18 protein-coding genes and 1 other RNA gene are annotated in these 19,104 nt (G+C 68.9%); 10 read left to right on the top strand and 9 right to left on the bottom strand.

Going from position 1 to position 19,104, the window contains the following annotated elements:
• Positions 1-24: 24 nt before the first annotated feature.
• Positions 25-747, top strand: coding sequence for a DUF7847 domain-containing protein (locus LI334_RS12035; protein WP_227261067.1), 723 nt, complete (start codon positions 25-27; stop codon positions 745-747).
• Here LI334_RS12035 and LI334_RS12030 read toward each other — a convergent pair.
• Positions 744-1,214 carry a DUF7529 family protein gene (locus LI334_RS12030; protein ID WP_227261066.1) on the bottom strand — a complete coding sequence of 157 codons (471 nt, stop codon included), beginning with the start codon at positions 1,212-1,214 and terminating at the stop codon, positions 744-746. The two genes, LI334_RS12035 and LI334_RS12030, sit on opposite strands and share 4 nt — an antisense overlap.
• Before the next feature lie 82 nt (positions 1,215-1,296).
• On the opposite strand from LI334_RS12030, the gene LI334_RS12025 reads away from it, so the two are divergent.
• Positions 1,297-1,740: a hypothetical protein gene (locus LI334_RS12025; RefSeq protein WP_227261065.1), complete on the top strand. Its 444-nt coding sequence runs from the start codon at positions 1,297-1,299 to the stop codon at positions 1,738-1,740.
• Here the strand turns inward: LI334_RS12025 and LI334_RS12020 are convergent.
• Both LI334_RS12020 and LI334_RS12015 read right to left on the bottom strand, forming a co-directional pair.
• The gene (locus LI334_RS12020; protein WP_227261064.1) at positions 1,728-2,999 is read right to left on the bottom strand and encodes a dihydroorotase; all 1,272 of its coding nucleotides are present in this window, start codon (positions 2,997-2,999) and stop codon (positions 1,728-1,730) included. The two genes, LI334_RS12025 and LI334_RS12020, sit on opposite strands and share 13 nt — an antisense overlap.
• A 24-nt stretch (positions 3,000-3,023) precedes the next feature.
• Positions 3,024-3,704, bottom strand: coding sequence for a lipoate--protein ligase family protein (locus tag LI334_RS12015; RefSeq protein ID WP_227261063.1), 681 nt, complete (start codon positions 3,702-3,704; stop codon positions 3,024-3,026).
• A 51-nt stretch (positions 3,705-3,755) separates the two neighbouring features.
• Between LI334_RS12015 and LI334_RS12010 the strand changes: the two genes are divergently transcribed.
• The gene (locus tag LI334_RS12010; RefSeq protein WP_227261062.1) at positions 3,756-4,592 is read left to right on the top strand and encodes a hypothetical protein; all 837 of its coding nucleotides are present in this window, start codon (positions 3,756-3,758) and stop codon (positions 4,590-4,592) included.
• Here the strand turns inward: LI334_RS12010 and LI334_RS12005 are convergent.
• Positions 4,589-5,029 carry a DUF4385 family protein gene (locus LI334_RS12005; RefSeq protein WP_343750113.1) on the bottom strand — a complete coding sequence of 147 codons (441 nt, stop codon included), beginning with the start codon at positions 5,027-5,029 and terminating at the stop codon, positions 4,589-4,591. The genes LI334_RS12010 and LI334_RS12005 overlap by 4 nt on opposite strands.
• Positions 5,030-5,098: 69 nt before the next feature.
• The gene (locus tag LI334_RS12000) at positions 5,099-5,671 is read right to left on the bottom strand and encodes a cysteine hydrolase family protein (RefSeq protein ID WP_227261060.1); all 573 of its coding nucleotides are present in this window, start codon (positions 5,669-5,671) and stop codon (positions 5,099-5,101) included.
• A gap of 84 nt (positions 5,672-5,755) precedes the next feature.
• Here LI334_RS12000 and LI334_RS11995 point away from each other — a divergent pair, with 84 nt between their 5' ends.
• From LI334_RS11995 to LI334_RS11985, 3 genes are read left to right on the top strand one after another with little or no spacing between them, the layout of a single operon-like run.
• A complete protein-coding gene (locus tag LI334_RS11995; RefSeq protein WP_227261059.1) occupies positions 5,756-7,237 on the top strand; it encodes an Hvo_1808 family surface protein in 1,482 nt (493 codons plus the stop codon).
• A 47-nt stretch (positions 7,238-7,284) separates the two neighbouring features.
• On the top strand, positions 7,285-8,754 hold the full coding sequence (locus tag LI334_RS11990; protein ID WP_227261058.1) for an Hvo_1808 family surface protein: 1,470 nt from the start codon (positions 7,285-7,287) through the stop codon (positions 8,752-8,754).
• 31 nt (positions 8,755-8,785) lie between these two features.
• Positions 8,786-9,931, top strand: coding sequence for a nicotinate phosphoribosyltransferase (locus tag LI334_RS11985; RefSeq protein ID WP_227261057.1), 1,146 nt, complete (start codon positions 8,786-8,788; stop codon positions 9,929-9,931).
• Here the strand turns inward: LI334_RS11985 and LI334_RS11980 are convergent.
• The gene (locus LI334_RS11980; protein ID WP_227261056.1) at positions 9,928-10,557 is read right to left on the bottom strand and encodes a TIGR00296 family protein; all 630 of its coding nucleotides are present in this window, start codon (positions 10,555-10,557) and stop codon (positions 9,928-9,930) included. The genes LI334_RS11985 and LI334_RS11980 overlap by 4 nt on opposite strands.
• Positions 10,558-10,754: 197 nt before the next feature.
• On the opposite strand from LI334_RS11980, the gene rnpB reads away from it, so the two are divergent.
• An RNA gene (gene rnpB / locus LI334_RS11975) (RNase P RNA component) lies at positions 10,755-11,066 on the top strand.
• A 262-nt stretch (positions 11,067-11,328) separates the two neighbouring features.
• Here rnpB and LI334_RS11970 read toward each other — a convergent pair.
• The 3 genes from LI334_RS11970 to LI334_RS11960 all read right to left on the bottom strand — a co-directional run bounded on the left by LI334_RS11970 (position 11,329) and on the right by LI334_RS11960 (position 15,638).
• Positions 11,329-12,432 carry an aminopeptidase gene (locus LI334_RS11970; protein ID WP_227261055.1) on the bottom strand — a complete coding sequence of 368 codons (1,104 nt, stop codon included), beginning with the start codon at positions 12,430-12,432 and terminating at the stop codon, positions 11,329-11,331.
• A gap of 48 nt (positions 12,433-12,480) precedes the next feature.
• Positions 12,481-12,801 (bottom strand): hypothetical protein, encoded by a 321-nt coding sequence (locus tag LI334_RS11965; protein ID WP_227261054.1) that lies wholly within the window; start codon positions 12,799-12,801, stop codon positions 12,481-12,483.
• 203 nt (positions 12,802-13,004) lie between these two features.
• Positions 13,005-15,638: a valine--tRNA ligase gene (locus tag LI334_RS11960; protein WP_227261053.1), complete on the bottom strand. Its 2,634-nt coding sequence runs from the start codon at positions 15,636-15,638 to the stop codon at positions 13,005-13,007.
• A gap of 196 nt (positions 15,639-15,834) precedes the next feature.
• Between LI334_RS11960 and LI334_RS11955 the strand changes: the two genes are divergently transcribed.
• The 3 genes from LI334_RS11955 (at position 15,835) to LI334_RS11945 (ending at position 19,054) form a co-directional block, all read left to right on the top strand.
• Positions 15,835-16,983 (top strand): ABC transporter substrate-binding protein, encoded by a 1,149-nt coding sequence (locus tag LI334_RS11955; protein WP_227261052.1) that lies wholly within the window; start codon positions 15,835-15,837, stop codon positions 16,981-16,983.
• Positions 16,984-17,072: 89 nt separating this feature from the next.
• Entirely contained in the window at positions 17,073-18,209 is a 1,137-nt protein-coding gene (locus tag LI334_RS11950; protein WP_343750027.1) for a FecCD family ABC transporter permease, read from the top strand.
• A 2-nt stretch (positions 18,210-18,211) separates the two neighbouring features.
• Positions 18,212-19,054 carry an ABC transporter ATP-binding protein gene (locus LI334_RS11945; RefSeq protein ID WP_227261051.1) on the top strand — a complete coding sequence of 281 codons (843 nt, stop codon included), beginning with the start codon at positions 18,212-18,214 and terminating at the stop codon, positions 19,052-19,054.
• Positions 19,055-19,104: the final 50 nt, after the last annotated feature.

The following is a 19,104-nucleotide window of genomic DNA, read 5'->3' as shown; positions in this document are numbered from 1 at the left end:
CGGGTTCGCAGAAATCAGGCCTGTATGTCGCTCGGAACGGCGTTCGGCCGCGCCGCATCGTTCGTGAAACGACGGCCCGACGCGTTCGCGGTCGTCGTCGCCCTCCTCGCCGCCGTGCAGGCGCTCAACGCCCCGCGGTTCGTCCTTCGCGGGCAGGCCGCGAACCTCGTCGGGTCCGCGCTCTCGATGTTCGTCGCGCCCTTCCTCACGATACCCGCGCTGTCGCTGGTGTACGCGGACGCCGAGCGCGACGACCGCGTCCCGCTCTCCGCCGCGTTCGAGACGTACGGCGAGCGCGTCCTCCACCTCCTCGGCGCGAACCTCACGATTCTCGGTCTCGTCGTCGCCGCCACGTTCGCGCTCGTCGTGCTCGCGTTCATACCCGTCCTCAACGTCGTGGCGGTCATCACGTTCGTCTTCGGCGTGCTCGTCGCCGTGTTCGTCCTGCAGTTCGTCTCCGCCGCGGTCGTCGTGGACGACGTCGGCGGCCCGAACGCCCTCCGGGAGAGCAAGGAGTTCGTCTCCGAGAACACCGGCGGAGCGGTCGCGTTCGCGGTCGCCCGCCTCGCCGTCACGCTCCCGCCCGCCGTCGCCTTCCTCTTCCTCACGGACGCCGTCCCGCGGGACGCCGCGTTCTCGCTGACGCCCGGCGCGCTCGTCGCCGCGGCGCTCACCGTGCTCGCGTCCGCGTTCATGCACGTCGTCTACCTCCACTACTACCGGGACGTGAAACGCCGTCCGTACTAGTCCTCGCCCGCGAACAACCCGGGGTCTTCGTACACGAACTCGACCGGTTCTTCCTCCAGGCCGCGGAGGTGAACCACGAACTCGCCGCGCTCCGCGGCCGCGTCCGCGGCGTCCGCGGCGTCGTCTTCGCCGTACATCCCCGCGAACAACAGCGCGACCTCGCGGTCGGGGTCTTCCATCACGACCACGACGTACACCGTCCCCGCTTCGGTCGCGGTGAGCACCTCGTACTCGGTGAAGGAGACGCCGTCCTCGATGAGGCCCGTGACCGTCTCGTAGTCCGGCCCGGTGACGACCACGTCGAGGTCCGCGCGCTCGGCGTCCTCGGTCGCCAGCAGTGTCGTGTCGCCCGGCTCTACCTCGTACGTGTCCCAGCCGGCGTCGTCGTAGGCGTCAGCGGTCGCCGCCATGTCCTCGACCGTCGCCGCCCACGCACCCGCCCGCGGGTCTGTCACGTCCTCGCTCATGCCACTACGGGCGCGTGCCGCGCCGAAAAGAATTCCCCTCGCAGAGCGAAATGTTATTAACAAAAAACGAATGGGTTCGGGTATGCGTCTCCCGACGCGACGCGCCCTCCTCACCGCCCTCGGAGCGGGCGCTGCCGGGGCGCTCGCGGGCTGTCAAACCGCGACCGACTCCCGAGAACCACCCGTCGGCAGTCTCGGATTCAAGAACCGCCATCGTCTCCCGCACACGCTCGGCGTCGAACTCACGGACACCGCAGGCTCCGACCAAGGACGGCAGCCCGTCGAGTCGACGGTGTCCCTCCGGCCCGGCGAAGCGGTGTTCGTTCCGAGCGTCTTCACCGAGGAGACGACGTACACGCTCTCCTTCACCGTCGACGGCGACCCGCCGGAACGCGAGGACGCGCGGACGATGGCGTTCGAACCCTACGGCAAGGACGACTCCTGGGTGTCGCTGGTCGTCGAGGACACCGGCGCGTTCTCGTGGTACGACGTGTCGACGCGCGCCGACGGCGGCTACGACCTCTGACGCCGCACGTTCTCGCCGCGCGCGCTCCCGAACTTCCCCTCCCGGTAGGCGAACTCGCCCCGCACCATCGTCCACTCCGGGAACACGCCCGCGAAGCCTTCGAACGGCGTCCACCCACATTTCGAGTGCAGGTCGTCGCCCCGGATTTCCTGCACGTTCTCGGGGTCGACGAGCACCAAATCCGCGTCCCGGCCGGCCTCGATTCGTCCCTTCCGCGGGAGGTCGAAGATTCGAGCGGGGTTCGCGGCGGTCACGTCCCGCACGCGCTCGTAGGACAACTCGCCCTCGCGCGCGGCGTTCAGGAGGAGCGGGAGCGCCGTCTCGACGCCCGGCACGCCCGAGGGCGCGTCCCAGATGCCCGCGTCCTTCTCCTCGCGGGTGTGCGGCGCGTGGTCGGTCGCCACCACGTCCACCGCACCCGATTGGAGCCGCTCGAACACCGCTTCTCGCCGTTCTTCGGAGCGAAGCGGCGGGTTCATCCGCCCGAACGTCCCGAGGTCGGGGAGGTCGTCCCGGGAGAGGAAGAGGTGGTGGGGCGTCACCTCGCAGGTCGCGCCGCCCGCGCGCGCCGCGTCCACGCCCTCCGGCGTGCTGGTGTGCGCGATGTGCACCTGCGCGCCCGACCCCTCCGCGACCGCGACCGCGCGCTCCACCGCCGCTTCCTCCGCCTCCGGCGTGCGGTACGCGCTCCACGCGTCCGCGTCCGAGCGCTCCCGGGCGTCCTCTGAGAACAGGTCGGCGTCCTCCGCGTGCACGGTGACGGGCACGTCCTCGTCGGCCGCGCGCTCCACCGCCGCCGCGAACAGCGCCGCGTCGATACCCATGTTTCCGGTCGAGTCGGCGAGGAACACCTCGCCCAGCGCGAACAGCGGCCTCTCGAACAGCGAGTCCGGCTCCCAGTTCTCGGTGACGCCGCCGTTGACGCCGTAGTCCACGAGCGACTCGCTCGCGAGTTCGTCCTTCTCGTCGAACGCCGCGCCCGTGACGGTGGGCGGGTTCGTGTTCGGCTGGTCGACAACGGTGGTGACGCCGCCCGCGGCCGCCGACTGACTCCCCGTCGTCCAGGTTTCCTTCTGGCTCGCGCCCGGCTGGCGGAAGTGAACGTGCACGTCTATCATTCCCGGCAGGAGGCGTTTCCCGTTCGCGTCCACGAGCAGTTCGCCGTCCAGGTCGTCGCCCACGGCGTCGATGCGGCCGCCGTCGAGTCGAACGTCCACTCGGCGGCCGTCGGCGAGCGCCGCGTTCCGAATCACGCGCATACGTCGAGTGCGGCGAGTACGGGCCTAAGTCTGACGGACGCTCTCGGTTCGATAGGTCGCGCCCGCGAGCGCCGTCTCCAGTTCCGATAAGACCTCGACGGGGTCGGTGGTCGCGCCCGCGCGCTCCAGACTCCCGACCGACCGCGGGTCGAACGCGAGGCCGAGTTCGCCGTACACGTCGGCGAGCACGCGCCCAATCTCGCGGTGGTCTTCGACCACGAGCACGCCGGAGACGAGCGCGGCGTTCGACGTGACGCGCTGGGCGACCCCCGCCAGTTTCCCCCGGTACTGGAGGCTGTACGCGCCCGGACAGAACGACTCCGGGGGTTCGCCGCGCTGCGCGGGCGCGCCGAGCCGCCAGCACGCCCGCTGTACGTCCGACACCATCGCCTCGTAGCGTTCCTCCATGCCGCTCCGGATGTCGTCGATGGGTTCGACGCGCGCGAACGCGACGGTCGTTCCCGTGTACGCCACCGCGCGCCCGCCGACGCTCCGCTCCACGGACGCGAACCCGTGCTCGCGCGCCGCCTCGCGCGCCGCCTCGTAGCCGTCCGCCCGCGCGTCCCGCCGCCCGAACGCCACCTGCCGATCCGGCCGCCACACCCGCACGGCTGGCTCGCCGGACTCCCCGACCTGCTCCGTGAGCCGCCGGGTCACCTCGCCGTCCCCCGTCCGCGTGTCAGCCACGCCACGAACCACGCGCATACCCCTCCCTTCGCGCGACACGGGTAAATGCGCTCGGTGTAACCCACCCGTATGGTCTGCCTGCCGGCCGCCGTCCTCGAACGCTACCCCCGATTCTCCCTCTACAACTCGCCGTATCCCGCGCACGACGCCGGCCGCGCAATCGACCTCTACCCCGACTCGAACGACGCGCCCAGCCCCGTCGCCGGCACCGTCACGCACGTCCGAACCGTCCGCTGTCCCCCGAAACCGTACGCGAGCGACCGCGACCACCTCGTCGTCATCGACACCGGCGACCGCCTCGCGCGCGTCCTCCACGTCGAACCCGCGGTCGAAGTCGGCGACGAGGTCGCCGTCGGGGACTCCCTCGGCGAGCTGGTGCGCTCGGGGTTCTTCGCGCCCTGGGTGGACAACCACCTCCACCTCGGCTTCCGCGCCCGCGACGCCGACCCCGTGCGCGCGTCCGGCAATCTCCCCCTCGACATCGACATCGGCGTGCGCGGCGTCCCGTGGGACGGCACCGGAACCGTCGCTGAGACCGGCAGGACGTACGTCGCGCTCGACGCGCCCACCCACCCGAATCCGGGAACGTTCGCCGCGGTCGGGAGCGACGACGGCCGCCCGCTCGACGGCGGCATCCCCCACTACCGCCACGGCGGCCAGCTCGGCGGCAGCGACGCCCCCCTGCCGCTCCTCGACGCCGCGCTCGGAACGCCGGACGGCCGCGACGTGACGTGGGCGGGCGTCGAGGTGCGGGCGAACGACCGGCCCGCCACCGGTCTCTCCCTGTTCTGCGGCCGCGACAGCCTCCGCGCGAAACTCGTGTTCGCCGACGGCCACGACCTCGCTCCCGGGGACGACGTGACCGTGACTCTCCGCCCGACCGACGACCCCGTCCGCCTCGACTAGACGCGCGGCCAGCGCTCCCGGAACGCCCGGTACACGGAGTCTGCCGTCACGGACTGGAGCGCGTGCCAGTAGATTCGGGCCGCCCGCCGCTTCTCCGCGTCCGCCCACTCCACCGGGTCGCGCTCCTCCCCATCGACGTACTTCCGGCCGCCCGGATACCGCGCGTACCGCATCGCCCGCGTGTACCCCATCCGCAGGTACTTCCGCGCCATATCCATCCCCACGAACTCCCCACGCTCGCGGTATTCCTCGAATCTCTCCCGAATCGCTACCGCGCTCTCCGCCGCCGTCCCCGCGTCCGCGTACCCCCACAGCGGCAACAACTCCGACTTGTACGGCTCCACCTTGAACACCCCCTGCTCGCCGCGGTCGATTCGATAGTACTCGGGATGCTCGCGGAAATCCACGCAGTACACGCCGTTCTCGTCCGCCGGCAAGTCGTCGAGCGAGTCTACTTCGGCGGGCGGCGGAAGGTCGGTCACGGTGCGCTACCGCGCTCGGCGCGTTCAGTTCGGCGCAAAGTCGATACTGTCGCGGTCGGTGAGTTCGCCGAACAGCCAGTCGGCGTGGTCTGTGGCGTACTCCTTGTGGTCGGGTTCGATGTAGCCGAGGGCGTCGGTGACGACGACGGGCCGGTAGTCGCGGAGGCCGGCGGAGGACGCGGTGTGGAGGACGCAGACGTTCGCGAGCGTCCCGCAGACGAGGAGGTCGTCGATCCCCCTCGCGGTGAGCCAGCCGTCGAGTTCGGTCTCGTGGAAGGCGTCGTAGGTGTGCTTCTCGACGACGTGGTCGGGGTCGGGGAGGCCGGCGACGAGTTCGGCGTCCCAGGAGTCCTCGACGACGTGTTCGCCCCAGCGCTCGAACTCGTCGTAGTAGTGGGTGTCGTCGAACTGGCCGGGCGGGTGCACGTCCCGGGTGTACACGAGGGTGACGCCCGCGTCGCGGGCGCGCTCGGCGAGGCTCGCGACGGGGTCGACCGCGTCGCCGCTCGCGGGCGCGTACAGACTTCCCTCGGGGTGACAGAAGCCGTTCTGCATGTCCACGACGACCAGCGCGGTTCGGTCGGGGTCGAACTCCATGCAGGGGGTGTCTCCCGCGGCCGGCAAAACGGTTACGCGCCGGACGTGTACGGGGTTTTAGTTGTTCGAGGTCGGGGTTCGGATATGGACCGTCGAATACTCGCCGTCGCCCTGGTCGCGATGGTCGCCCTCGCGGGCTGTCAGAGCCCGTTCTCCTCCGAGACGACGACGCCCGCGCCGACGAGCACGGACGCGACGACGACCCACGCGACGAGCACGGACGGCACGAACACCGACGAGTACGCCGACCCCGAGACCGACCGCCTCGGCTGGGAGGGCGGACTCTGGTACGACGAACCGATTCAAGTGGATCGCTCTGACGGCCTGAACGACAGCGAACTCGCCGCGGTCGTGAACCGGTCGATGGCGCGCGTCGAGCAGGTGCGCCAGCTGGAGTTCGAGACCACGGTTCCCGTCTCCATCATCACGCGCGCCGAGTTCCGGAACCAGACGCAGTCGGGCGGTGAGCCGTCCCGGAACGCGAGCCTCCACCAGAACGTGAAGTGGGAGGCCGTGTTCATGACTGGCGAGAACGAGAGCGCTATCGCCGCGCAGCGCTCGAACACCGCCGGGAGCGTCGGCGGCTACTACAGTCCGAGCGAAGACCGCATCGTCATCGTCTCGGACAGCGAGAACCCCCAGATGAACGAGGTGACGCTCTCCCAGGAGCTCTTCCACGCGCTCCAAGACCAGCGGTTCAACATCACGCGCTACGACCAGTCCACGACCGAGTCCCACAACGCCATCGACGGCATCATCGAGGGCGACGGGAACTACGTGGACTACCTCTACGAACAGCGGTGTACCGAGGACTGGGACTGCCTGATGCCGGAGTCCTCCGGCGGCGGTGGGTCGTCGTCCGACCTCCACGTCGGCATGTACGCCATCACGTTCCAGCCGTACAGCGACGGCCCGCCGTTCGTCCAGCAGATTCGGGAGAACGGCGGCTGGGAAGCCGTGAACGCCGTGTACGAGAACCCGCCGGCGAGCACGGAGCAGACCATCCACCCCGCGACGTACGGCGAGGACGCGCCCACCGAGGTGTCCGTCGCGGACACGAGCACGGCGGAGTGGTCGGTGCCCGACCTCGGCCCGAACAGCGTCGATTACGCGGAGTTCGGTGAGGGCGGGATGTACGTCGCGCTCTGGTACCAGAGCTACGTCGCGTCCAACGAGGCGGGCGCGGTGCGGAACGTCGCCATCCCCTACCAGGACTTCTTCTCCGCCTCGGGTGAACTCGACGCGTACAACTACGACCACGAGATGACCGCCGGCTGGGACGGCGACAAACTCGTGCCGTACGTCCGCGACGACTCCACAGAGACGAACGAGACCGGGTACGTCTGGAAGTCCGTCTGGGACTCCCCGCAGGACGCCCAGGAGTTCGTCGAGGGCTACCGCGCCGTCCTCGACCACCTCGGCGCGACCGAGGTGTCCACTGATACGTACCGGATTCCGGACGGGAAGTACGCGGACGCGTTCTCCGTCGAGGTGTCCGGCGACACGGTCACCATCGTGAACGCGCCGACCGTCGAGGAACTCGACGACGTGCACGAGACCGCCTGACCGTCCGGCGACGGTAGCCTTTTCTTCCTCGTGACCGCAGTACGCGTGTGAACACTCGGCTCGCCGCCGTCCTCGGCCTCGCGTGCCTGCTCGCGCTCGCGGGCTGTGCGAACGCGCCGACGGACGACCCCACGCTCGCCGGCGCGGCGGACGCGCCCGCCGACCCCGCGTCCGACCGACTGGGCTGGGAGCACGGCTACTGGTACAACGAATCGCTCCCCGTCACCGTCTCCGACGGCCTGAACGCGACTGAACAGGACGCGGTCGTCCACCGCGCGATGGCGCGCGTCGAACACATTCGGGGAATCGAGTTCGAGGAGGACGTGCCCGTCTCCGTCATCAGCCGCGAGACCTACCGCGAACAGACCGGAAGCGGCAGTGGCGGGTCGGGGTCGAGTACCGGCATCACGTTCGACGACGTGCGCTACGAGGCGCTGTTCCTCGTCGGCGAGAGCGAGAGCGGGAGCGAGGAGTCCTCGGAGACCACGTCGTCCAGCGTCGCGGGCTACTACAGTCCGAGCGCCGACCGCATCGTCATCATCAGCGACACCGCGACGCCCGTGCTCTCCGAGACGACGCTCGGCCACGAACTCGTGCACGCGCTCCAGTACCGGAACTTCGACCTCGGGTTCTCCGGCTCCACGCTGGAGGCGCGGAGCGCCGCGCTCGGCCTCATCGAGGGCGACGCCGAACTCGTCGCGCAGCGCTACGAGGCGCACTGCGGCGACGACTGGGCGTGCGTCAGTCAGCCCGCGTCCTCCGGGAGCGACGACGGCGGGGATAGCGGGAGTGGCGGGAGCGGCCTGCACTACGGCATCTACTTCACGCAGTACTTCCCGTACAGCGACGGCCCCGGATTCGTCGCGTCCGTCGAGCAGTCCGGCGGCTGGGACGCCGTGAGCGACCTCTACGCCGACCCGCCCGCGAGTTCGGAGCAGGTCGCCCAGCCCGAGACGTACGGCGTGGACGAACCCACCGCGGTCAGTCTCGAAGACCGCTCCGACGGCGACTGGACGCGGCTCACGCGGTCGAGCGGCGCGCCGTACGCGGAGTTCGGCGTCGCCGGCCTCACCGGGATGTTCGCGTACCCCGCCTACGAGTCCTCGATGGACGACACCGCCGCCCGGCCGTACGTCCTCAGCCCGAACGAGTTCCTGAACCGGAACGACGCCGGGAACGTCGATTCGTCCGACCCCATCAACTACACGACGACGCCCGTGGACGGCTGGGACGGCGACAAGCTCTACGCGTACAAGAATAGCGGCGACGCCGCGTACGTCTGGAAGTCCGTCTGGGACTCTCCCGCGGACGCCCGCGAGTTCGCCGCGACCTACCGCGACCTCCTCGCGTACTGGGGCGCACAGTCCCAGGGGAACGGCGTCTACACGATTCCGGACGGCGCGAGCGAGTTCGCGGACGCCTTCCACGTCTCCGTCTCCGGCGACACGGTCACCATCGTGAACGCGCCGCGCCCGAGTGAACTCGACGACGTGCACGCCGGCACCCCCACGTCGTAGTCTTTTTCGACGCGGCGCGAGACCACCGGGTATGAGTGAGTCCCACGGCTTCGACATCGTGCCCACGGACGCCATCGCCGACGGCCGTGCGACCGACGCGTACTTCGACCGGACGCTCGAAACCCTCGACCACGCCGGGAAGAACCCGCGGGTCGTCGCGGAGGTCACCGCAGACCAGTTCCCTACGGGTGAGTTCGAACTCTTCGCGGGCGTGAAGGACGCCGCCCACCTCCTCGCCGGCCTCCCGATAGACGTGGACGCGCTCCCCGAGGGAACCCTGTTCGACGGCGGCCCCGTCCTGCGAATCGAAGGACGGTACCGCGAGTTCGCGCGCTACGAGACCAGCCTCCTCGGCTTCCTCTCGCACGCGTCCGGCGTCGCCACCGCCGCGCTCGACGCCCGCCGCGCCGCCCCCGACTCCCAGGTGTTGAGTTTCGGCGCGCGCCACGTCCACCCGAGCATCGCCGCGATGATAGAGCGCTCCGCCCTCCTCGCGGGCCTCGACGGCTTCAGTCACGTCGCCGCGGGCGACGTTCTGGAACGCGAGGCGTCCGGGACGATGCCGCACGCGCTCGTCATCGCGTTCGGCGCGGGCCACCAGGAGGACGCGTGGCGCGCGTTCGACGACGCCGTCCCCGCCGAGGTGCCGCGGGTCGCGCTCGTGGACACGTACTCCGACGAGAAGGACGAAGCCCTCCGCGCCGCCGACACGCTCGGGGACGCCCTCGACAGCATCCGCCTCGACACCACCGGCAGCCGGCGCGGGAACTTCGAACACATCATCCGGGAAGTCCGCTGGGAACTCGACGCCCGCGGCCACGACGACGTGGGCATCTTCGTCAGCGGCGGCCTCGGCCCCAGCGACCTCGACGCGCTCCGCGAGCACGTACAGGGGTTCGGCGTCGGCGGCTACGTCTCGAACGCCGACCCCGTGGACTTCGCGCTCGACATCGTCGAACGCGACGGCGACCCCTGCGCGAAACGCGGGAAACTCTCCGGGAAGAAAGACGTTTATCGAACCCGCGAGGGCGGCCACGAGGTCGCGCTCGCCGGCCGCGGCCCCGACGACGCCGAGTCGCTCCTCCAGCCGCTGATTCGGGACGGCGAACTCGTCCGCGAGTTCGACCTCGACGAGTCGCGAGAACACGCCCGCGAGGACGCAGAACGAGTCTTCTAGTTCGAGAGCTGCTCGACGCTTCCCTCGGGTTCGCGCTCCTGGAACACCTGGCCCTCGAACAGCGTCACCATCACGTCGTCGTCCTCCCACGCCCCAGGTGCGAGGCCGGCCTTCCGGCACGTGCGGTCGAGGTACTCGTAGACGCTCCAGTCGTTCTCCACGGGCACCGTCGGATACATCCAGCCGTGTTGGCCGTTCCCGTCCACGGCGACGCCGTGCGTGCCGAGTTCGAGGTCCTCGTCCGGGTTGTCCGTGAGGAGGAGGTTGGAGACGGTACAGACCGAGACCCGGGTCGTCCCGAGCTCAGCGGGTTCGACTTCCGAACCGCAGGAGTCGTCGCTCGCGGCCTTGATTGCGGCGTCGACGATAGCGTGACCGAGCTGCTTCGTGCCGTTCCCGAGCTCCCGGGCCGTTTCGTGTGCCCCCGCACACCCCCGGAGCCGGCCGCGGCCGCGTGTCGATTCGAGCCGGACGAACGCGCCCGTACGGTTGTAGAACGCGTCCCGCATACTGCCCGGCTGCTCTCGCTGCCCGTTGCGGACGAACGCCTCCACGGAGTCCCGTGCGAGTTCGACCGCCCGAGCGCCGTCTTCGAAGGAGAGGTGGACTGACTGGGCCTCGGACATTACGAGCACATATATGTACGATTCCAACTTCAACCCTTCCCTTCACATCCACAATCGTGACAGACCGTTCTCGACGCCCGTCGCCCCCGAAAACACGCCTTCCAGGAATGTCAACCACGCGAACGAACAGTCCGGCGGCCACAAAACACCCCCGGGTACCGAACGCCTTAACCCGCGCTCGCCCCCACTACCAGTCGGGCAGCGGGAGTCCGGCTCCCGTGCACACGCATGAGGAAAGTCCCCCCACCGCTCGAGCAGGCGGCCGGACACACGTCCGGAGCGGGAGACCGCTGGCACTGGAACAGACACGACACGCCTCCCGGCGACCGAGGACGTGCGCGACCCCCGACGCGAGAAGGGGAAGTAACCCACAGAGGGCAGACCCGGGAGAACCGATGGAACGGCCACCCCCGCCGGTGCAAGTCCGTGCGACCACGGTAGCTCGGGCACCCGCGCGGACGCTCAGCCGAATGCCGGACCGAACAGAAGGGGGCTTACTCCCCGCAGCTCGACCTTTTGCGCTGCGCGCTGTCGCGCAGCGACAGCGCTCGGCAAAATCTCGACCAGTCGCGAGAAGCAGCGCTGGTCGCTCGTCGGCCCGCTCACTTCGTTCGCGGTCGGCGTCAGTTCCGCCAGCACCGCCGAACCTTCACATAGGAACACGGAACCAGACCGGGCGTGACGTAACCGTCGACCGGGCGCGTCCCGCGGTTGCGCGGCGCGCCGCGCCCGGAACCCGTAGCGCCGCCTGCTAGCCCCGACCAGCACGCGCTATCCGTCGAAGCCGTCCTCCCAGCGGAAGACGCCGTCCTTCTGCACGGTCTCGCCGTCCACGACGAGACGGCCGCCCGTCCGGAGGTCGGTGATGAGGTCGACGTGCACCGCCGAGTCGTTCGCGTCGCCCTCCCGACCCTCGGGGAAGTTCGACGTGTACGCCCGGCCGAGCGCGAGGTGAACCGTCCCGCCCATCTTCTCGTCGAACAGGATGCTATCGGTTACGCGGTCGATGCCGCGGTTCATCCCGACGCCGAGCTCGCCGAGCCGTCGCGCTCCTTCGTCCGTCTCCACGACCTCCCGGATGACCTCCTCGTTCTGGGCAGCCGAATAGTCCACGACCTCGCCGTCCTCGAACGTCAGGCGCACGTCGCGCACGCGCTTGCCGTTGATAGTCATCGGCACGTCGAACAGCACCTCGCCCTCGGTCGCGTACGGCGCGGTGAACACTTCTCCCGAGGGGAGGTTGTGGGAGTCGTACGCCACGCTCGCACAGGAGTTCACGGCGACCCGGTCGTCGATGCGCATCGTCAAATCCGTCCCCTCGGAGACGATGCGAACCTCCTCGCCGTCGTCCAGAACCTCCTTGAGTTTCGCCTGTTCGTCCGCGAGCTCCTGCCAGTCCCGGTTCACCGCCGCGTAGACGAACTCCTGGTAGGCCTCGTAGCTCATCCCGGCCTGCTGGGCGAGCGACCGCGTCGGGTGCACCGTGCTCACCCAGTCGGTGTCCATGCGGGCCTCCCGAATCCCCTCGCGGGCCTTCCCGTACGCCTGCCGGGTCTCCGATGGCACGTCCGCGCTCGCGGCGGTGTTCCGGCCGCCGCCCAGGCGGAGCACGGCGTCCGCGTGCTCGTAGAGCGCGCGCTCGAACTCCGGGTTCTCGTCGAAGTCGCCGTCGTGCGCGCGCAGGTACGCCCGCGACACCTCCGCCGACCCGTACGTCGTGTGGACGTTCGCGCCGCGCTCCCCCAGCGCTTCCGCGACCGCGACACCCAGTTCGTGCGCGTCCTCCGACACCGAGAGCACCACGTCGTCGCCCTCGCTGATTCGCGCGCTCCAATCCACCAGCGTCTCCGCATGCTCTCGCACTCGGTCGTCCATACAGTCGCTCACTCCGCCGCCCGCAAAAACAATCGGGTTCGACGAGGGCTATCCGGTTCCGTCCGCGTCGGGTTCCCGCCAGTAGGCGAGGTAGAGCGCGTAGAAGCCGACAGCGACCGAGGCGACCGCGAGGACGGCGGCCGCGTCGTCCCACGGACTCGCGAGCCACCGCTCCTCGGCTTGGAGGAGGAGGCCGGCCCAGCCCACGCCGCCGGCACCAACCCCGACGAGCAGGGCCTTACGGTTCCGGTCGCCACGCCGGTACCGCCAGTACGCGTACCCGAATAGAACGGGGAGCGCGACGAGGCCCACGGCAATCAGCCACCCGGCGAGCGTCACGTCCGTCGCGTCACCGTCCAGTCCCTCCAACCTTTCGCCGGTGCGGCGGTGCGGGACGGCGGCGGTGCGGGATGCGTCTCCGCTTCCGCACGGCGCGGCTTCGCCGCGTCGCGCTTTTTATCGCCAGAACGCGATGCGTTCTGGCTGAACAGCCAGAAGTCAAAGACGTCTGGCGGTGGTGAAGATTTTTGCGGGGAGCGGGTCGCGTCAGCGACCTCGATCCGGAAAACGGTTCAGGGGTAGACGAGCACCGTCCCGAACTCGGTTTCGAGGACGGCGACTTCTTCGCCGGATTCGGCGCGGTAGTCTTCCTCGATGTCGACCATCTCGGGGTCGAGTTCGACGGTTTCGCCGTCGAGGTCGAGCGGTATCGAGCCCTCGGTTTTCCGGGCTTTGATGACGGCGGGGTCGGCGTCCTGGAGCGCCTGGATGACCGCGCCGGCCTGACTCCGGAATTCGGGGCCGATGAGGGAGTCGTCCGGGTCGACGTCGACGGGGACGAGTTCGACGTTCGGCCGTCCGGTCTCGATTTTCACGGGTGCGTTGACGGTTTCGGAGAGGTCGTAGGTGTCGATGGCTCCCTCGACGTCGGTTTCGAGGTAGAGTTCGATGCGGTCGAGTTCGGCGTTCAGCGGGCGGCCGGTCTCGGACTTCCACGCGCGCACGTCGCTCGCGGTTTCGGCGATGACGCTGCCCTTCGCTTCGGCGTTCTCGTCGTGGAACTCGAGGTCGGGCCACTCGGCGTTGTGGACGCTGCCTTCGGTGCCGGGGAGGTACGTCCAGATTTCCTCCGCGAGGTGGGGGCTGAACGGCGCGAGCATCCGCGTGACGGCGGAGACGGTCGTGTAGAGCGCGTGCCGGGCGGCGTCCCGCTCGCCGGGCCGGCCGTTGTAGAGGCGGCCCTTCGCGAGTTCGACGTAGTCGTCGGCGAGGTCGTTCCACGCGAACTCGCGGAGTTCGCGGAGCGCGGCGTCGAACCGGTACGCCTCCATCTCGGCCTCCATGTCGTCCGCGACCCGCGTGAGTTTCGAGAGTATCCAGGCGTCGGCGTCCCGGTACGCGGGCGCGTCGATGTCGGGCGTGTCCTCGTCGAAGTGCCCGCTCGCGAACTGGAAGATGTTCCAGAGTTTCGTGAGGAAGCGGCTCGCGGACTTCGCTTCCTTCCACTGGAACTGCACGTCGCTCCCGGGCTGTCCGCCGAGCGCGAGCGCCTGCCGGAGCGCGTCCGCCGAGTACTCCTCGACGGCGTCGTCGGGCGCGACGACGTTCCCCCGGCTCTTGCTCATCTTGTTCCCGTCCGGCCCGAACACCATCCCGTTCACGAGGATGTCCTCCCACGGCTTCTCGTCGGTGAGCGTGCCGGTGCGGAGGAGCGTGTAGAACGCCCACGTCCGGATGATGTCGTGGCCCTGCGGCCGCAGCGACACGGGGTCGAACTCGTCGAGGTCGATGTCCTCGGGCCAGCCCGAGATGTGGAGGGGCGTGATGGAGGAGTCCATCCACGTGTCCATCACGTCCGTCTCGCCCGTCCAGTTCGCGGAGTCGCACTCGGGACAGGTCCCGACGGCGGGGTCTTCCTCGGTGGGGTCGACCGGGGTTTCGGCGGCGTCCGCGATGTGCCAGTGCCCGCAGTCCTCGCACTCCCACGCGGGAATCGGCGTCGCGAACACGCGCTGGCGGCTGATGACCCAGTCCCACTCCATGCCCTCCGCCCAGTCCACGAGGCGGTCGTGCATGTGCTCGGGAATCCACTCCACGTCCTCCGCGAGGTCGAGCACGAGGTCTTCGTCCACCTCGACGAACCACTGTTCCTTCGAGAGAATCTCGATGGGCGTGTCGCACCGCCAGCACGCGCCCACCGACTGCTCGGTGGGTTCGGTGTCGTTCAGGTAGCCCTCGGCGTCGAGGTCGTCCGCGATGGCTTCCTTCGCCTCGTCGATGGTGAGGCCGGCGTAGTCGCCGGCGTCCTCGTTCAGGTGGCCGTCCTCCGTGAAGACGGCGCGGAGGTCGAGGTCGTACTCGGCCCACCAGTCCACGTCCTGTTTGTCCCCGAACGTACAGATCATCACCGCGCCCGACCCGAAGTCGGGGTCGACCTCCTCGTCCTCGATGATGCCGACCTCGTGGCCGAACAGCGGCACCTCGAACGTGTCGTCCTCCCGTCCGTCGTAGCGGTCGTCGTCGGGGTGGACGGCCATCGCGACGCACGCCGCCATCAGTTCGGGGCGGGTGGTGGCGATTTCGAGGTCGTCGTTATCGACGCCGGGGAACGTGACGTAGTGGAGGGTGCCGTCGCGCTCGATTGGTTCGACCTCGGCGTCCGCGATAGCGGTCTCGCAGCGCGGACACCAGTTCACGGGGTGTTCGTCCCGGTACACCATGCCCTCGTCCGCCATCTCCGTGAAGGAGTGCTGGGTCTTCCCCCAGTACTCGGGGTTCATCGTCCGGAACTCGTGGTTCCAGTCCTGGCTGAACCCGAGTTCCTGCATCGTGTCCTTCATCGACGCGATCTGGGCGTCGGTGTGGTCGATGCACATCTGCCGGAACTCCTGGCGGGACACGTCCGTGCGGTGGATGTCCTCGTTCTCCTCGACTTTCACCTCGGTCGGGAGGCCGTGGCAGTCCCAGCCCTGCGGGAACAGCACGTCGCGGCCCTGCATCCGGTGGTAGCGCGCGGTGAAGTCCATGTAACTCCAGCCGAGCGCGTGCCCGATGTGGAGGTTGCCCGTGGGGTAGGGCGGCGGCGTGTCGATGACGTACGCGGTGTCGGCGTCGCCGTCGTACGCGTAGGTTTCCTCGTCGAGCCATCGCTCTTGGAGGCGCGGTTCGAGTTCGTCGGGGTCGTAGTCCGCTGGAACGTCTGTCATGACTGGAGAGTCGTCGCTGGTCGGTCGTGGGCGGTTCGCGCGTCAGAAACGGCGAGGGCGTTATCCACGTACTACCGAGAGAGCGACGCGCATACCCGAATCGTGCGGTCGTGCGTGCTTAAAAGTTCCCGTCCCCGGCGTTTAGGGCCGCCGAAAAACCGGTGGTTTCTTATCGTTTAGGCTGGCCTAAACAGGTATGGATCGACGGAAGTTCCTCGGCACGACCGGCGCTGTGCTCGGCGCGGCCCTCGCGGGCTGTCAGAGTAGCGGCGACTCGACCACCAGCACGACGACCGACGCCACGACCACGGAATCGACGACCACCGAACAGACCACCACGGAGTCCAGCACGCCGTACACGGTGTCGATGGTGCCCACGGGCGACGTGACGTTCGAGGAGGTGCCCGAGACGTGGATCGCGAACAACGGCAGTTACGCCGACATGGGGCTCGCGCTCGGCGTCGAGGAGCCGAAGGCGCTCTGGCTCGCGAACCGCTGGCACACGAACTACTACGACGAGATTCCCGGCGTCTCCGCGGACAAGAGCGACACCACGTCGCTCTACCAGGACGGCGTCTCGAAGGAACTGTTCTACTCGCTCGAACAGGAACACGGCATCGACGTGCAGGTGTTCGACCCGAACTTCCTCATCAACCGCTTCGGGTGGAATCAGGCCGACGTGGACGAGATAGCGAACGGCGTCGCGCCCATCATCGGGAACTCCATCTTCTCCCAGACCTACCCCTGGCACGAGGACTACGAGTACTACACGCTGTACGAGGCGTTCGAGAAGGTCGCGGAGATATTCCAGGCGCAGGAGCGCTACGAGGCGTTCGCGAGCCTGCACGACGACTTCCAGTCGAACCTCGACTTCGTCCCCACCGCGGACTCCGAGCGTCCCCGCATCGCCATCCTCTGGCCCGCCTCCGAGTCCTCGTTCTACCCCTACCTCGTCGGCGGCGGCACGAGCCACAAGCAGTGGCGCGACCTGAACGTCCGGGACGCGCTCGCGGAGGCGAACGTCCAGGACTTCCTCTCCAGTCGCGGTACCATCGACTACGAGACCCTGCTCGAAGTTGACCCGGACGCGCTCATGATTCGCGGCCGCGAGAGCATGACCGCGGACGAGTTCCAGGAGTCCGTCGTCGCGCCGATGGAGGCGGACAACACGGCGAGCCAGCTCACCGCCGTCCAGAACGGCGACGTGTACCGCGGCGGCCCGCTCTACCAGGGCCCGATTTCGAACCTCGTCGTGACCCAGCGCGCCGCCGAACAGCTCTACGGCGTCGAAGAGATGCTGTACGACCCGCAGCGCGTCTCCGACATCGCGAACGGGAACGCCTAACCGCAACGGATTTAGGCGTCCCTAAGCTTTCTTGGGGTAGATGACGCGAACCAGGCGACGAGTGACATCCCGCGAACGGGGGTCGCTCGATGAGTAACGAGACGACCACGCGAGAGTCGATTCGGTCGCTGGTCGCGCCGCGCGATAAGCGCCTCCTGACGCTCATGGCGGGGAGCGTCCTCGCCGTCCTCGTCGCCGGGTTCGTCCAGGTCTGGTTCGGGTCGTACGACATGACCATCGCCCAGACGTTCTCCGTCGTCACCAACCCCCGCATCGTCTTCAACCCGGACGTGTGGGCGGCCGCCCTCCTCGGGAACGAGTTCCCGGAGTGGATGACGACGCCCCAGATTATCGTCTGGAACATCCGGATGCCGCGCGTGTTCATCGGCATCCTCGTCGGCATGAACCTCGCCATCTCCGGCGCGGTGTTCCAGGCCGTCACGCGGAACGAACTCGCGAGCCCGTACATCCTCGGCGTGAGCGGCGGCGCGGGACTCGCCGTCCTCCTCACGCTCGTGTTCTTCTCCAGCGCGTACGTCGTCCTCCCCGTCGTCGGCATCCAGTTCTCCGCGCTCCCGTTCGCCGCGGCGGTCGGCGGCTCCATCGCGTTCTTCCTCGTGTACGCCATCGCGTGGCAGGGCGGCACGAGTCCCGTCCGCCTCGTCCTCGCGGGCGTCATCGTCGCCACCATCTTCCAGTCCCTCCAGACCGGCCTGTTCTACTTCCTCGACAGCACGGCGGCCGTGAAGACCGCCATCGCGTGGACGACCGGCTCTCTCACCGGCGTGGACTGGGAGCAGTTCCGGCTCGCCGCGCTCCCCACGCTGTTCGTCGTGCCCGCCATCTTCCTCGCCGCCCGCCACCTGAACGTCCTCCTGCTCGGCGAGGACACCGCGCGCTCGCTCGGGATGCCGGTCGAACTCGTCCGGTTCGGCGTGTCCACGCTCGCCATCCTCGCCGCCGCGACCGCCGTCTCGGTCGCGGGCCTCGTCGGGTTCGTCGGCCTCGTCGTCCCGCACGCCGTCCGCACCGTCGTCGGGAGCGACTACCGACGGCTCGTCCTCGGCTCGCTCTTCCTCGGGCCGGCGCTGGTCGTCGTCGCGGACGTGGTCGCGCGCCTCGCGCTGATGCCGGTGCAGGTTCCCGTCGGCATCGTCACCGGCCTCATCGGCGGCCCGTACTTCCTCTACCTGATGCGCCGGAACGGCGACGTCAGCGAGTTCTAGCCATGTCACAGACACACTCCACCGATTCGACCGACGGCACCGCGAACGAGACGCCGGACGCGAAGCTCCGCGCGAGCGACCTGGAACTCCGGTACGCGAACGTCGGCGAACCCGTCGTCGACTGCGACACGCTCGTCATCCCCGAGGGCGAGATAACCGCGCTCGTCGGGCCGAACGGCAGCGGGAAGAGCACGCTCCTGCGCGGGCTCGCCCGCCACCTCGCGCCCGCGGGCGGCGACATCGTGCTCGACGGCCGCGACATCGCCGACCTCGGGGACAAGGAGTTCGCGCGCGAACTCGGCCTGCTCTCCCAGGAGAACAACGCGCCCGGCGGCCTCACCGTCGAAGACCTCGTCCACCACGGCCGCTACCCCCACAAGGGCTTCTTCGACGGCCGCACCACCGAGGACGAAGAGGCCGTCGAGCGCGCCATCGAACTCACGGGAATCACCCACCTCCGCGACGAGGACCTCGGGAACCTCAGCGGCGGCCAGAAACAGCTCGTCTGGATCGCGATGACGCTCGCCCAGCAGACCGACACCATCCTGCTGGACGAACCGACGACGTACCTCGACCTCCACCACCAGCTCCGCGTGATGGACGTCATCCACGAACTCAACGAGGAGCGCGGCGCGACGGTCTGCGTCGTCCTGCACGACCTCCAGCAGGCCGCGCGGTTCGCGGACTACCTCGTCGCCCTGCGGGACGGCCAGGTGTACGACTGGGGGCCGCCCGAGGACGTGGTCACCGAGGAGTTGCTCGCGGACGTGTTCGGCGTGGACGCCGCGGTGGACTTCGACGACGGCGACCCCCGCATCCTCCCGCGGCGGGCGTTAGACCGATAGGCTGGCCGCTACCACAGCCCTCATCCCCCTGCTTCTCGACGTACGGGTAG

The sequence above is a fragment of the Salarchaeum japonicum genome (assembly GCF_020614395.1).
In the GTDB taxonomy this organism is placed as follows: domain Archaea; phylum Halobacteriota; class Halobacteria; order Halobacteriales; family Halobacteriaceae; genus Salarchaeum; species Salarchaeum japonicum.
The sequence above is the reverse complement of the archived record's forward strand: the minus strand, read 5'-3'. Positions and strand labels throughout refer to the sequence as shown.

Excerpts from the sequence above, each read along its gene's own strand:
- LI334_RS11970 (WP_227261055.1), bottom strand. The coding sequence starts at position 12,432 with ATGGACGACCGAGTGCGAGAGCATGCGGAGACGCTGGTGGATTGGAGC.
- LI334_RS11985 (WP_227261057.1), top strand. The coding sequence starts at position 8,786 with ATGAGTGAGTCCCACGGCTTCGACATCGTGCCCACGGACGCCATCGCC.
- LI334_RS12010 (WP_227261062.1), top strand. The coding sequence starts at position 3,756 with ATGGTCTGCCTGCCGGCCGCCGTCCTCGAACGCTACCCCCGATTCTCC.
- LI334_RS11955 (WP_227261052.1), top strand. The coding sequence starts at position 15,835 with ATGGATCGACGGAAGTTCCTCGGCACGACCGGCGCTGTGCTCGGCGCG.
- LI334_RS11995 (WP_227261059.1), top strand. The coding sequence starts at position 5,756 with ATGGACCGTCGAATACTCGCCGTCGCCCTGGTCGCGATGGTCGCCCTC.
- LI334_RS11945 (WP_227261051.1), top strand. The coding sequence starts at position 18,212 with ATGTCACAGACACACTCCACCGATTCGACCGACGGCACCGCGAACGAG.
- LI334_RS12035 (WP_227261067.1), top strand. The coding sequence starts at position 25 with ATGTCGCTCGGAACGGCGTTCGGCCGCGCCGCATCGTTCGTGAAACGA.
- LI334_RS11950 (WP_343750027.1), top strand. The coding sequence starts at position 17,073 with ATGAGTAACGAGACGACCACGCGAGAGTCGATTCGGTCGCTGGTCGCG.
- LI334_RS12030 (WP_227261066.1), bottom strand. The coding sequence starts at position 1,214 with ATGAGCGAGGACGTGACAGACCCGCGGGCGGGTGCGTGGGCGGCGACG.
- LI334_RS12015 (WP_227261063.1), bottom strand. The coding sequence starts at position 3,704 with ATGCGCGTGGTTCGTGGCGTGGCTGACACGCGGACGGGGGACGGCGAG.
- LI334_RS12000 (WP_227261060.1), bottom strand. The coding sequence starts at position 5,671 with ATGGAGTTCGACCCCGACCGAACCGCGCTGGTCGTCGTGGACATGCAG.
- LI334_RS12020 (WP_227261064.1), bottom strand. The coding sequence starts at position 2,999 with ATGCGCGTGATTCGGAACGCGGCGCTCGCCGACGGCCGCCGAGTGGAC.
- LI334_RS12025 (WP_227261065.1), top strand. The coding sequence starts at position 1,297 with ATGCGTCTCCCGACGCGACGCGCCCTCCTCACCGCCCTCGGAGCGGGC.
- LI334_RS11980 (WP_227261056.1), bottom strand. The coding sequence starts at position 10,557 with ATGTCCGAGGCCCAGTCAGTCCACCTCTCCTTCGAAGACGGCGCTCGG.
- LI334_RS11960 (WP_227261053.1), bottom strand. The coding sequence starts at position 15,638 with ATGACAGACGTTCCAGCGGACTACGACCCCGACGAACTCGAACCGCGC.